Source organism: Clostridium sp., assembly GCF_021443865.1.
Classification (GTDB): Bacteria; Bacillota; Clostridia; order Clostridiales; family Clostridiaceae; genus Clostridium.
In genome coordinates this window covers 1-13,799 of sequence record NZ_JABUTB010000053.1, presented here as the reverse complement: position 1 = coordinate 13,799, position 13,799 = coordinate 1, and the positions used below count along the sequence as shown (strand labels likewise).

General features: G+C 29.7%; 17 protein-coding genes. 11 read left to right on the top strand and 6 right to left on the bottom strand.

What is annotated here, in order from left to right; all coding sequences use genetic code 11:
* Nucleotide 1 precedes the first annotated feature (1 nt).
* The 4 genes from HUJ77_RS10255 to nagA form a co-directional block, all read right to left on the bottom strand.
* Nucleotides 2-538, bottom strand: a complete 537-nt coding sequence (locus HUJ77_RS10255; RefSeq protein WP_291708489.1) for a DUF4342 domain-containing protein — start codon at nt 536-538, stop codon at nt 2-4.
* 115 nt (nt 539-653) lie between these two features.
* Nucleotides 654-1,505 (bottom strand): class II fructose-1,6-bisphosphate aldolase, encoded by an 852-nt coding sequence (fba, locus tag HUJ77_RS10250; RefSeq protein ID WP_291708488.1) that lies wholly within the window; start codon nt 1,503-1,505, stop codon nt 654-656.
* Nucleotides 1,506-1,545: 40 nt separating this feature from the next.
* Complete coding sequence (locus tag HUJ77_RS10245) at nt 1,546-2,070, bottom strand: hypothetical protein (protein ID WP_291708487.1); 525 nt, start codon at nt 2,068-2,070, stop codon at nt 1,546-1,548.
* Nucleotides 2,070-3,209, bottom strand: a complete 1,140-nt coding sequence (gene nagA, locus HUJ77_RS10240) for an N-acetylglucosamine-6-phosphate deacetylase (RefSeq protein ID WP_291708486.1) — start codon at nt 3,207-3,209, stop codon at nt 2,070-2,072. Before nagA ends, HUJ77_RS10245 begins: the two co-directional genes overlap by 1 nt.
* Nucleotides 3,210-3,375: 166 nt before the next feature.
* On the opposite strand from nagA, the gene HUJ77_RS10235 reads away from it, so the two are divergent.
* The 3 genes from HUJ77_RS10235 (at nt 3,376) to yajC (ending at nt 5,331) form a co-directional block, all read left to right on the top strand.
* On the top strand, nt 3,376-4,554 hold the full coding sequence (locus tag HUJ77_RS10235; RefSeq protein WP_291708485.1) for an SIS domain-containing protein: 1,179 nt from the start codon (nt 3,376-3,378) through the stop codon (nt 4,552-4,554).
* Between the two features lie 65 nt (nt 4,555-4,619).
* Nucleotides 4,620-5,051, top strand: coding sequence for a PTS sugar transporter subunit IIA (locus tag HUJ77_RS10230; RefSeq protein ID WP_291708484.1), 432 nt, complete (start codon nt 4,620-4,622; stop codon nt 5,049-5,051).
* 1 nt (nt 5,052) lies between these two features.
* Nucleotides 5,053-5,331 (top strand): preprotein translocase subunit YajC, encoded by a 279-nt coding sequence (gene yajC / locus HUJ77_RS10225; protein WP_291708483.1) that lies wholly within the window; start codon nt 5,053-5,055, stop codon nt 5,329-5,331.
* Nucleotides 5,332-5,364: 33 nt separating this feature from the next.
* Here yajC and HUJ77_RS10220 read toward each other — a convergent pair whose 3' ends face one another.
* Nucleotides 5,365-6,534, bottom strand: a complete 1,170-nt coding sequence (locus HUJ77_RS10220; protein ID WP_291708482.1) for a helix-turn-helix domain-containing protein — start codon at nt 6,532-6,534, stop codon at nt 5,365-5,367.
* A 249-nt stretch (nt 6,535-6,783) separates the two neighbouring features.
* On the opposite strand from HUJ77_RS10220, the gene agaV reads away from it, so the two are divergent.
* The 8 genes from agaV to HUJ77_RS10180 all read left to right on the top strand — a co-directional run bounded on the left by agaV (nt 6,784) and on the right by HUJ77_RS10180 (nt 12,941).
* Nucleotides 6,784-7,260 (top strand): PTS N-acetylgalactosamine transporter subunit IIB, encoded by a 477-nt coding sequence (agaV, locus tag HUJ77_RS10215; protein WP_291708481.1) that lies wholly within the window; start codon nt 6,784-6,786, stop codon nt 7,258-7,260.
* Nucleotides 7,261-7,287: 27 nt separating this feature from the next.
* Nucleotides 7,288-8,103 (top strand): PTS sugar transporter subunit IIC, encoded by an 816-nt coding sequence (locus HUJ77_RS10210; RefSeq protein ID WP_291708480.1) that lies wholly within the window; start codon nt 7,288-7,290, stop codon nt 8,101-8,103.
* Complete coding sequence (locus HUJ77_RS10205; RefSeq protein ID WP_291708505.1) at nt 8,093-8,935, top strand: PTS system mannose/fructose/sorbose family transporter subunit IID; 843 nt, start codon at nt 8,093-8,095, stop codon at nt 8,933-8,935. Before HUJ77_RS10210 ends, HUJ77_RS10205 begins: the two co-directional genes overlap by 11 nt.
* Nucleotides 8,936-9,085: 150 nt before the next feature.
* Nucleotides 9,086-9,217, top strand: a complete 132-nt coding sequence (locus HUJ77_RS10200) for a hypothetical protein (protein WP_291708479.1) — start codon at nt 9,086-9,088, stop codon at nt 9,215-9,217.
* 161 nt (nt 9,218-9,378) lie between these two features.
* Entirely contained in the window at nt 9,379-9,864 is a 486-nt protein-coding gene (locus HUJ77_RS10195) for a C-GCAxxG-C-C family protein (protein WP_291708478.1), read from the top strand.
* Between the two features lie 11 nt (nt 9,865-9,875).
* Entirely contained in the window at nt 9,876-10,805 is a 930-nt protein-coding gene (locus HUJ77_RS10190; protein ID WP_291708477.1) for a TDT family transporter, read from the top strand.
* Nucleotides 10,806-11,122: 317 nt separating this feature from the next.
* Nucleotides 11,123-12,538 carry a DUF4317 domain-containing protein gene (locus HUJ77_RS10185; protein WP_291708476.1) on the top strand — a complete coding sequence of 472 codons (1,416 nt, stop codon included), beginning with the start codon at nt 11,123-11,125 and terminating at the stop codon, nt 12,536-12,538.
* A 52-nt stretch (nt 12,539-12,590) separates the two neighbouring features.
* A complete protein-coding gene (locus HUJ77_RS10180) occupies nt 12,591-12,941 on the top strand; it encodes a thioredoxin domain-containing protein (protein WP_291708475.1) in 351 nt (116 codons plus the stop codon).
* A gap of 160 nt (nt 12,942-13,101) precedes the next feature.
* Here the strand turns inward: HUJ77_RS10180 and HUJ77_RS10175 are convergent.
* Nucleotides 13,102-13,799 (bottom strand): HRDC domain-containing protein (locus tag HUJ77_RS10175; RefSeq protein WP_291708474.1); only part of this gene is annotated, 698 nt, incomplete at its 5' end.

The window sequence follows — 13,799 nt, the reverse complement described above, 5'->3', positions numbered from 1 at the left end:
ATTATTTTTCATATCCTTCTTTAAAGTCCTTTTTAATATTATCTGCTGATTCAGATACCTTTTCTAAAATATCATTTACACCTTTAGAATTCATATTTGGACCAGAAATTGAGTATCTATATCCGCAGAATAATCCAACTACTAATAATATTCCAGCTGCCCAGAAGAATAATACTAATAAAAGAGCTGCTATTGTTAATGATATTTTTATAGGCTTTTCATTTTCTTTTCTAATTTCAAAATAATTTTCATTTCCCTTTTTAATCATCTTACCTATAAACTTAAATATTCTACCAACAATTTCTCCAAGACCACCAACTTTATCTTTGTCTTTTTTATGGCTTTCTTTTTTACTATTATTCTCTTCTTTAACTTCAATAATTGTTGTAGTACTTCTATCTTCAAACTTACCCATTCTCTCTAAGTAGAAAATAGCATCTAAAAGGTCCCAATCATACTTTTCAAGTGCTTCTTCAGCCTCTTTGCGAGTTATATTAGCTTTACCCATTAATATTTCAATCATTTCATTTCTTTCCATTTAACTTCACCCCATAAATAATTTTTTATCCTTACTATGGTTATATAATACTTTGGTAAAATTAATATGAAATATAAGAAAGATTAAAATTAGATTAAAATCTTAATATTTATTCTTAAGCTTTATTTTCAGATCCACAAACCTTAATTTTTTCCTTTACAAAGCTTTTAACTGCATCAAGTGCAGCTTTATTATATTTTTTAGGATCTATTTCCTTTGGATTTTCTGAAAGGTACTTATTTACTCCACTTGTATATGCTATTCTAAGGTCTGTAGCATAATTAACCTTGCATATCCCTCTTCTAATAGCCTCTTGAACTTTTGAATCAGGAATCCCTGAACCACCATGTAATACAAGTGGAACTGATACAACTTCTCTTATTGAAGATAATCTATCTAAATCTAACTTTGGTTCTCCCTTATACATTCCATGAGCTGTTCCTATAGCTATTGCTAATGAATCCACTCCCGTTCTCTCAACAAACTCTTTAGCTTCTATTGGATCTGTATATATATCTCCATCACCACCATCTAAATCGTCTTCCTTTCCACCAACTTTTCCTAGCTCAGCTTCCACAGAAACTCCAGATGACTTACACATATCTACTACTGCCTTTGATACCTTCACATTACTTTCAAAATCCCCATGAGATCCATCTATCATAATTGAAGTATATCCAGTTCTAAAGGCTTGAGATGCTAAATCAAAGCTTGAACCATGGTCTAAATGTATGGCTACTGGTATATTAGCTCTACTTGCTGCTACCCTTATATTAGCTAAGAAGTAATCAAGTCCCGCATATTTTACTGTAGAGGGAGTAGTTTGCATAATTACTGGTGCATTCAATTCCTCTGCTGCACTAATAACTGCTATTATCATCTCCATATTTTCAACATTAAATGCACCTACTGCATAATGCCCTTCTTGAGCTTTTTTTAACATTTGTTTTGTAGTCACTAATTCCATAATACTTCTCCTTCTAAACCCATTTAATTTAAATAGTAATTTATAGTTTCTTTATTTTGCTAAAAGCAATGGTATTAATAACTCCAATATAAAAGCTATACATTGCTATAATGGTACTTAATATTAAAAATATTATATTTAAATTTTGTTGTATTGCATTTATAATAAGTAGAATACTTAAAAGCACATAAGCGCATGCCTTCATTATTGCCTTCTCTTTTTCTTTACTTTTAATTGTATTTTCCATTAATGAAGTCTTCTTCTCCTTTTTAAAATCCTTAATTACCTTTAATTTTTTTAAAAAGAAAAGCCTAAAATATACCTCCACTAAAGCTGTGGCTCCTATCCCTACTAACAATGTATTTTGCCAGGTATAAAAATAATCCCCTAACAAAATAATAACAATGCATATTACAGAATACCTATAGTATAGTAATCTAAATTTTGGCTCTACTTGCTTAGATATGATATATCCATTTTTATCAAAAGTATTATAATAAACCTTATCTCCATACCTATCTAGATATATGTTATGTCCTGATACACTTGAAATATCTTTTTTCACTATAACATCTCCTTTCCTAAACAATATGTTTGATGTACTGAATAATCATCATTAAGAATTACTAAGTCACTGTCATACCCTACACCGATTCTTCCCTTTCGCTTATCTATACCTAAGCATCTAGCAGGGTTAATTGTGCATGAATTAATAGCATAATTAAAAGGTACCATAGCCTCTTCAACTAATATTCTAAGGCCTTCATTCATTGTTAAGGTAGAACCTGCTAATCCCTTTGTCTCTACTAAATGTGCACTACCATCCTCATAAATTTCTATTTCATTTCCTCCAAAGATAAACCTTGATCCAGGCTTATAACCCTTAGCCATTAAAGCATCTGTAATCATAATTCCATAATCAGGTCCCTTTGAATTAAAGAAATTATATAATGCCATAGTAGTTGAATGATTACCATCACAAATTACCTCTCCATACATCCCCTTAATTCTTAGTGCTGCACCTACTTGTCCATTTTTTCTATGATTAAAAGGAGTCATTCCGTTATATACGTGAGTTTGTGATCTAGCTCCATGAGCAAATGCCAATATAACTTCTTCATAGGTGGCTGCTGAATGACCTATACTAACCACTATTCCATTATTAAATAAATACTCTGTAAGTGAATAATCTTCGTCTACTTCAGTTGCTAAAGTTACATACTTTATTAATCCTCTTGCTGCCTTTTGATATTGCTGAAATTCTTTAATAGTTGGCTTAACTATATACTCTTTTGGTTGCGCTCCCTTATAATCAATATCTAGATATGGTCCTTCAAAATGAATTCCTAATATTTCTGCTCCCTCATAACCCTCTTCTACAACATTAGCTATATTAATTAAAGCATTAGTTAATACTTCCTTGCTTTGTGTTATTGTAGTAGGCAATATAGAAGTTACTCCTTCTGCTACTATTTTCTTAGTCCAATTTCTTAAACCCTTATCTTCTGCATCATTTGTATCAAATCCATAGGCTCCGTGACAATGAACATCTATAAAGCCAGGTAAAATTCTCTTATTTCCGTAGTCATAAACTACTTCCTTCTCATTATAGGTATAAATATTAACTATTTTATTATCATCAATTTCAATTTGAGCTGGTACAAATTGATCTGCAATCCAAACTCTCTTACTCTGTATTAACATGATATACCTCCTTGTACATTTCATTAATAATTATACATAAGTTCATGATTCTAATATTTGCACTTTTTAACAGATATCTTATATCTTTTAGCACCTCCATTGAATTTAAATTACTCTTTATTATAATTAGAATTACAATCTATAATTAAAAATGGAGGACATTCATATGAATATTTTTAATATCCATAAAGAGAAAATGGATAGCACTTCTTCCCTATTTACACTAAAGGAAATATACCAACAACCTAAAACATGGCTTAAAACATTATCACAAATAAAAGATAATAAGGATTCCATAGAAAGCTTTATTAATAAGGTTATTAATTGTGACGACTTTGATATAATATTTACTGGTGCAGGTACTAGTGAATTTGTAGGAAACTCTTTATATTCTTATTTAAATAAAGAATTAGATTATAAAGTTAAATCTTATGGGACAACTGATATAGTTTCTGCTCCTGAATTATATATATCTAAGGATAAACCTACACTGTTAATAAGCTTTGGACGTTCTGGTAATTCTCCTGAATCTATAGGAGCTGTGGAAGCTGCAAGTAGTGTTTCCAATAATTTGTACAACCTATTTATTACTTGTAATAAAAATGGTGCACTTTCTAAAATGGCTGATAACCTTAATAATTGTTATGCAATAAATCTTACTGAAGAAACTCATGACCAATCCTTTGCTATGACATCTAGCTTTAGCAACATGTATTTAGCTGCATACTTATGTTTCAATCTTGATAAATTAAATAAAAAATCAGAAGTAATAAATAATATAGCTTTAGCAACTCAAAACTTCTTAGATAAAGGTTTTGAAACTGCAAATAAAATAGTTAATGAATTTGATTTTAATAGAGTAGTTTATTTAGGTAGTAATGTTTTAAAGGGTATTTCTCAAGAATCTGCTTTAAAACTTCTTGAATTAACAGCTGGTAAAACAGTAGCAATATTTGATACTCCATTAGGCTTTAGACATGGTCCTAAATCAATAATTGATGATTCAACCTTAATAGTTGTATATGTTAGTGATGATGAATTTACTTATAAATATGAACTTGATTTAATAAAGGAGATAAGCTCTCAAAAGAAGAAAAATAAGCTAGCAGTAATTACTAATAAGCCTAATGCTGAATTAGAAACTTTAGCAGATTACCTATATGCTTATAATATTGATAATACTTTAAATAATGTTGAATTAGGATTATCTTATATAACTTTTGCTCAATGCTTATCAGTATTAAAGTCTTTATCAATAGGTTTAACCCCTGATAACCCTTGTCCATCTGGAGAAGTAAATCGTGTTGTTCAAGGTGTTACAATTTACCCTTATACTTCTAAATAAAAAGATAAATTTTATAAATTTCTAAAGAATATATTTAGACATATTAATTTGCAGGAGAGGATATTATGATAGGATTAATAATTAGTGGTCATGGAAATTTTGCTTCAGGATTACACACATCTATAAACCTAATTGCAGGAGAGCCTTGTAATGTAGAATATGTAGATTTTGTGGAAACAGATTCTATTGAAACTTTAAGAGAAAAATACTCTGCTTCATTAGAAAACCTAAGAAATTGTGAAAACATTTTAGCTCTTACTGACTTAGCAGGAGGTTCACCCTTTAAAACTTTAGTAGAACTTAAAACAGAAATAGAAAAACCTATGGAGGTAATAGGAGGCGCAAATCTTCCTATGATTATAGAAATATCTATGAGTAAGGATATTATAGAAGATCTCTCTTCTTTATCTGAAAATGCAATTGAAACTGGAAGAAATAGTATTGTAAAATTCGAATTCATAGTTCATGAAGAAATTGAATGTGAGGATGGTATTTAATATGATTAATTGGGAAGTAGTATTATGGACATGTATCACTATAGGAGTTTTAGTTGGAATAATTGCTTTAATATTAATATTTATATCCGCAAAAAATCTAAAAAAGAGAACTTCCGAATTGAAAGATATCCACTTAGAATTAAAGACTGGAATGAAAATAATGTTCTGTGGTGGAATCTATGGAAAAATAGTTTCAGCTGGAAAAGAAACTGTTGAAGTTGAAGTTGCTAAAAATGTTGTTATAACTATATCTAGATATTCAATTCAGAATATTGTATAGGTGTAAAAATGAGGCTGTTTAAACAGCCTCATTTTATTTTTTATATACGTTTTGTGCATATTCACTTGGTGGTATTTCATAATGTTGGGTAAATGCTCTTGAAAAATAATGTATCGAATTGAATCCTAGCATAAAGGCTATTTCACTAATGGTATATTTATTTTCTTTAATTAACTGCTTACTTTTAGATAGCTTTAAATCATTAATATACTTTTTAGGTGATGTATTTAAATTATTTTTAAATAAGGTTTGTAAAGATGATCTAGAAATTGAAAATTTATTACAAAGCTCTTCAATACTAATTGGAGAGCAGACCATATCATCAATATACTTTAATATTCCTTCTAACAACTCATCTTGAAAGCGTTGTTGCACCTCTGTTGTTGGTTTACTATCATCTACATCTAAATAATCATATTGGAATAATCTAATTATAATTTCATGAAGATTACTTAAAATCAAATTTTCTGAATAAGGTATTGTACTTGATATATTATTTGCAAAGGTTCTTATAGCCTTGTACAATTCCTTTCTACAATGAAATACTTTATTACAAATTAAGCCATCATCATCACATTTCATATCAAACATAATAGTTAAATATGAACAAGATGAATCATTATTTACAGCTTGTGTATGAAATTGATTTTTACCATAAATAATTAAGTCAGATGAGTCTAACCTATATTCAACTCCATCTATTGTTGTATCTAAAGTTCCATTATCCACAAAGGTTAATTCATATATATTATGACTTTCACCCTTAAATTTATAATTTGGACTTTTTATTGTATAATAATATGCCATTATTTCAGGTATATCTATAGTTGGTAATATTCTATTATAAACATAAGGTGGATTTAAGAATTCAAGCTTAAGATTATAGCTTGATGGTATTATTAAGTTATACTTAACTTTATCTACCATAGATATAATATTGAAATACATATTTGGTTTAATCTCTAGATTTCTATGAACTGCGAAAAGCTTAAACTCTCCACTATTTGAATCACTTATTAATATAGACGCCATTCCTTCAACTACTTCTATACATGTTGGTTCTTCAAAACTATATAAGCTTGAAATGATTTTATCATTAGTTACAATCTCCTTTTTTATTAAACTTCCATCACTAGTATCCTTTACTTCATCATAAATAGATCCATATCTTTTAAAATTTATACTAGTTGTCTTATCATACATACCCAATCACCTCCATATTCAATTTGCTTTTGTAAATTTTACTTGTTTAAAACCCATTATTGTTACTATAATATGATTATTTAAAAAAATATATTATCCCTTGCCAACTTAATTTATATTTTCTATAAATACTACTAAAAACAATAAAATAAATACCAAAAAGTGTAAAGATTCTGAATTCTTTTATATATATAATAATTTATGAACAAGCAAATTAAAATACTTTTTTAAAATAAAGGGGGTGACAATATGCCAAATATTTTATTAACGAGAATAGACAATAGATTAATTCATGGACAAGTTGCTACTCAATGGTGTGGTTCTATCGGTGCAAATTTAATTTTAGTTGCAAACGATATCGTAGCAGGTGATAAACTTAGACAAGGTTTAATGGACATGGCTGCTCCATCTTATGCCTCAACTCGCTATTGGACATTAGAAAAAACTATAAGTACAATTCATAAAGCAAATGCCAAACAACTTATATTTATAGTTTGTGAAAAGCCTTCTGATGTAGTAAAACTTGTTGAAGGCGGTGTTCCAATAAAGAAGGTTAATATTGGAAACATGCATATGGCAGAAGGGAAAAGACAGGTTGCTGGTTCTGTGGCAGTAGATGACAAGGATGTGGAAGCATTCAGAAGATTAAAGGAGCTAGGAGTAGAACTTGAAATAAGAAGAGTTCCTACGGAGGGTTCCGAAAATATTGAAAAGATTTTTAAATAATTAAATATTGCGAAGGGGGAAAGATACATGGATTTTAATATTATCCAAATTCTATTAGTTGCAGTATTTGTATTTATTGCAGCTATAGACCAATTTAATTTCTTAGAGTCATTATATCAACCAATCGTAACAGGAGCTGTGGTTGGAGCAATTCTTGGAGACTTACAAACTGGACTTATAGTAGGTGGTACTTATCAATTAATGACAATAGGTAATATGCCTGTAGGAGGAGCTCAGCCTCCAAATGCTGTTATAGGTGGAATAATGGCAGTAGTATTTGCCATTTCCTCTAAATTAGATCCAGCTGCTGCAGTTGGACTTGCTTTTCCATTTGCAGTGCTAGGACAATATTGTGTTACTTTACTATTCACAATAATGTCACCATTAATGTCAAAAGCTGATAAATATGCTGAAAAAGGTGATACTAAGGGAATTGAAACCCTTAATTACGGAGCAATGGCTGCTTTAGGATTATTCTTTACTATAGTAGTTGTTATCGGATTAATCGGTGGTTCTGCTGCTGGTGAAACTATAACAGCATTATCTGAAAAATATGCTTGGGTTATGGCTGGTTTAAGTGCTGCTGGTGGAATGATGAGATACGTTGGTTTCGCTATTCTTTTAAGAATCATGTTATCAAACGACTTATGGGGAATCTACTTTGCCGGATTTGGTCTTGCAACTATTATAGGAAAAATCGAAGGTTTAAGTGGTTCTGCACTATTAATAATCGCATTTATAGGTATCGCTATATCTCTTTACGACTTCCAAACTAACGTAAAAATGAAAAATAACGTGTCTTATGCACAAGTAGGGGGAGGAGATGACGAAGATGGAATCTAATACTACATTATATAATGATTTAACTCCAGCTAAAAAACTTGACAAGAAAACTTTAAATAAAATGGTTTGGCGTTCATTATTCCTACAAGCTTCATTCAACTATGAAAGAATGCAAGCTGCAGGATGGTTATATGGTATATTACCTGGATTAAAGAAAATCCACACTAATAAAGAAGATTTATCTAAATCAATGCAACACAACTTGGAGTTCTTTAATACTCACCCATTCCTTATAACTTTTGTTATGGGTATAATCCTTTCTTTAGAAGAACAAAAAGCTGATACTAACACTATCAGAGCCGTAAGAGTTGCTGCTATGGGACCTTTAGGTGGAATTGGAGATGCTATTTTCTGGTTTACATTAGTTCCAATTACAGCTGGTATTACAGCTCAAATGGCTATTAATGGCTCCTTGGCTGGTCCGATCTTATTCCTATTAATATTTAATGCCGTTCAATTTGCTGTAAGATACTGGTTAATGCATTGGTCATACAACTTAGGTTCTAAAGCAATTGATATATTAACTAAGAATGCTAAAGAATTTACAAGAGCTGCTTGTATGCTAGGTGTTTTCATAGTTGGTGCTTTAACTTCTAACTACGGTGCAACTAAATTAGGAATCGTTATACCAAACGGTGAGGCCCCAATTGATATTCAAAGCATATTAGATGGTGTATTACCTCAAATGCTTCCATTAGGATTAACATTATTATTATTCTTCTTACTTAAGAAGAAAGGTTGGAAGCCAGTTACTTGTATCTGCTTATTATTAGTAATCGGTATACTTGGTGCTTTAATCGGTCATTTATTAGGATTCACAATGTGGGGATAAAATACTTAAAATTAGAATAATTTATATAGCCAATCACAATTGTGATTGGCTATATTTTATTCTATAAAGAATATCACGATTCAGAATGTTAGTTCCAAATAATTAAGTTATGTGTATAATGCTATCCAATTTGGAATTAGATACTAGTTAATGTATTGGACATATAACCTAGGCTCAAAAGCTATTGATATATTAACTAAAAATGCAAAAGAATTTACACCTTCAGCTTCTATGCTAGTTGTATTTATAGCCGGTGGATTCTTCAAAATATGGGCTTCTTAATAAAAATAATATAAACATATAATAAAAAGGTATCTTAATTGCTAATTAAGATACCCTTTTCATATTAAAATGATAATTTTTATTTACATAATAATTATATTTTGTATTTACTTTCCAATTGCGTTATAATATTAACGAGAATAAAAAATGGGGGGATTTACATGAATATTAAAAACGAAGTAAGCATAAGAAAAATATCTAAAGATGCAGAGGATTTATTCCGTGGAGGCTTTTTTTGCTCTGAGGCACTAATAAGCTCCATACGTTCTAATTTTGAATTAGATATACCTGAAGAAATAATAGCTATGGCTTCTGGATTTCCAGTAGGTATAGGGCGTTCTAAATGCCTTTGTGGTGCAGTATCAGGTGGAGTTATGGCTTTAGGCTTATTCTTTGGTAGAACTAAACAAGGAGATTCTAAGGTAGAGAAAAACTTAGAGTTATCAAAGGAATTACATGACTGGTTTAAAGATGCAAATGGTAAGAATGCTCTTTGTTGTCGTATACTAACTAAGGAATTCGATATGTCAGTAGGTGGCCATAAGGAACAATGTATACGTTATACTGGAATGGTTGCTGGTAAAGTTGCTGAAATTATTGTAAGAGAATTAGATTTAGTTAATACAGATAACTTAGTATCAGTATAGGAGTTGAGATTATGATTAAAAAAATACCACTTCCTATTGCAGGGGTAATGCTTGGATTTGCAGCTTTAGGTAATTTACTTCAAAGCTATTCTGAAACTATAAGATTAGCTTGTGGGGTTATATCCCTTATACTAGGTTTATTATTAGTATGTAAAATTATAATGTATCCAGCTATGATAAAGGAAGATATGAAAAATCCTATTATGGCAGGAGTTGCTGCTACTTTTCCAATGGCTATAATGCTTTTAGCTACTTATGCAAAGCCATTTTTAGGACAAGGCTCTATTTATATTTGGTATTTAGGAATACTTATCCATTTAGCTTTAATAATTTACTTTACAATAAATTTCATCTTAAAGTTTGATATTAAAAAAGTTTTTACCACATATTATATAGTTTACGTTGGAATAGCTGTTTCAAGTGTTTCTGCACCAGCTTTCGAAAAAACTAATATAGGTACATTAGCATTTTGGTTTGCATTTATATCATGTTTATTATTATTAATAGTTGTAACTTATAGATATACTAAATTCAAGGATATTCCTAATCCAGCTAAACCACTATTTTGTATCTATGCAGCTCCTGTAAGCCTTTGTCTTGCTGGATATATGCAATCAGTACAAACAAAGTCATTACCATTAGTAATTTTCTTAGGTACCTTATCACTTATCATATATGTTATAGTTTTACTTAAATTACCTAAGCTTTTAAAATTACCATTCTTCCCTAGTTATTCAGCTTTTACATTCCCTTTTGTTATAAGTGGAATTGCAATGAAAATGACTATGGGCTACTTAGGTAAACTTGGTTATAATGTTGGAGTTTTAAAATACCTTGTTTTATTACAAACAATAATAGCTATTTTATTAGTACTTTATACCTTATACAAATATATGGTATTTTTAATACCTGAAAAAAGAAATATCTCAGTAAATCAATAATTTCTATTATTATTTTACTTTTACAAATAAAGAAAGACTTACTCTAAAAATACTTAGAGCATTCTTTCTTTATTTTTTTATTTTTCCTTGAAAAATCCACTATATTTATCCTCTAAAAGTTAACATAATACTTCTTTATATCCGCCAAAAAAAAGATTATACTTAAGTGAGACTCTAAATCTATGATTTAGTTAGTCGAACTTAAGTGACATTCCAAAACTTGTTTTGGCTAATGGAACTTACGCAGAGCGCACTCCTATGAACGAAGAGAATAGGAGTTTCCTTTAACATTCTAATTTTGATTGAGAGGTTTTTATATGAGAAAAAAAGATATCCTTGAATTAAAGAAAAGACTAAAGAAAGATCATTGCACCTTTACTAAAATGTGTGGTTGCTATGTTAATGGAGAAAAACATGTTATTTTAAAATTTAGAGAAACATTTTTAAATTTAGATGAAGATGAGTATTTTAAATACTTAGAAATAGCTAAAAAAGTTCTATCTGGAACTATAGGAAATAACTTATTAGAATTAAATTTCCCTATTAATGATGACCTTGTAAATGAAAAGCAAATTTCTCTTATGCAACTTAAAAGTAGCCAATTAAAGGACGATACTCTTCTTGATAATTTCTATGATTCAATTATAGATAATTATGATTACACTGGTAATTTCTTAATATTGATCTTTCATGATGCTTATGATGTTATTACCAAAACTAAGGATAATGCAAAGCTAGATGAGTCTGAAGAGGTATATGAATACGTATTATGTGCAATATGTCCTGTTTCCCTTTCAGAGCCTGGCCTTAGATATTTCGATGAAGAAAATAAAATCAAAGCTCGTATTAGAGATTGGGTAGTAGAAACTCCAAGTAATGGATTTGTATTCCCCGCTTTTATTAATCGTAGTTCAGATGTTAATTCTATTATGTATTACACTAAAAATGCAAAAGACACTCACCCTGAGCTAATGGAAAATGCCTTAGGTTGTGATTCAAAGCAAACTGCTACTATACAAAAGGAAACCTTCCAATCAATTATTAAAGATTCCTTTGGTGCTGATGAAAAGAAGGCTGAAAAAGTATTTATGGAAGTACAGGAAAATTTAAATAATATGATTGATGAATATAAAGCTATTTATGAAGATGTAGATTCAGAACCTATAACTCTAAAAAAAGATGATATACAAAGTATTTTAATAGAAAGTGGAATTCCTGAAGAAATTACTACAAAAATTGAAAAATCCTATGAAGAAATTTTTGGTGATGACTTACCACTAGCTGAAAACTTAATTGATTCAAAGGCTCTTAAAGCAAATGAACAAATAAAAAGAGAAAAACACCTACAAAAGCAAGTAGAAATACTTCAAAATAGACTTGAAGAAGTAAAACAAGAGGCTACTGTAGACAAAGAAGTTTCTGAATATAATACTGATGATATTGAAGATACTAATGAGATTTTAAATGATGAAGGTAATAATTTAGCTTCAGAAGATTCCATGGAAGCTGACTTAAAGGAAGCTTCAGAAATTAATCTAGAAGAAGCTTCAGAATCTAACTTAGAAGAATCTGAAGAGAAAAATATAGAAGCTAATTATGATGTTATACTTCAAGTTAAACCTGAAAAAATCCCTCAAATAAAGTCACAAATAATTGATGGGCAAAAGTGTATAGTTATTCCTATTGACGAAAATGAGCAAACTACAGTTAATGGATTGGATGACTTAATTTGATATTGATATTCATTTTTGGTATAATATTCTAAAAAGGATAGGAGGATCCAATATGTTTGAAGGAAATAAGTATGAAGAAGATGTAAAGTCATTTAAAAAAGTACTTTCTACACAAGCAGATGAATTATTGTCTAATGAAGATAAAGCTGTTGTCTACATTGGAAGATCAACTTGTCCATTTTGTCGTAGATTTGCAAGTAAATTAAGTGGCTTAGCAGATAAGGTTGACACAGCTATCTATTATGTTGATAGTGAAGATTATTTAGATAATGGTGTTAGCCAGCTTAGAAATAAATATAATATCATAACTGTACCAGGTTTTATAGTTCATAAAAATGGAGAAACTGAAGTGCGTTGTGATTCTTCACTTTCAGAAAGTGAAATATTAGATTTGATTAAATAAGTTTAGCTATTCCAATTTTGCTTGTTCCGTTACAAGCTCCAAGTCATCGCAAAATTACATAGCTAAACTCAAGTACTGAAGGAATAAAAGGGACTATCATTGTAGTATTATAATTACTAAAATGATAGTCCTTTGATTTAACTTGCTTTTTGCAAGCTTCTTATCCCTTAAGAATAATATTATTTAGTATTACAGCTCTTATAGCTTCATATTTAATGTAATCTGGTAAGCTCTTTTTAATAGCTTGGATTTTATCTATTCCATTTTTATTAACAGCATCTAAAATCATTTTTTCATCTTCTTTATGATAGTATTTATCACAATCTATTTCTATGCTATAGTCTCCACTTGCCCTTATATAATCAGTTATATATCCAAGAATAGTTGAAACTGATATTTCCATATCCTCTGATATAGCTTCTATATCTTCGCTCATATTAAGCCTATCTAATGCTATCTCTGAGGCCCCTCTAGTTTCTCCATCTATAATAAGCTTTTTCCTCTTCTTTTCTTTCCAAACTGGATTAATGCCCTTTTCAATAATATATCTAGATACCTCTTCAATGATTTGCTTCCCATATGTGTCAATCTTTTTGGGACCAATACCTCCAATATCTTTAAGTTTTTCTAAGTTATCTGGATAACGTCCACTTATTTCTTTTAAGGTATTTTTACTTAGAATCATTTGCAGAGGCATATTTAATTTCTTAGCAAATTCTTCTCTTATACTAATTAGCCTATCTAAAAGTTCTTTGTCACTATTAACTTCAAAATAATCATCTTCTATTTCTTCAGTCTCTTTATTATCTATAGCTACTTCCTTTTTTATATTATTAGCTATAACATACTCCTTAATAA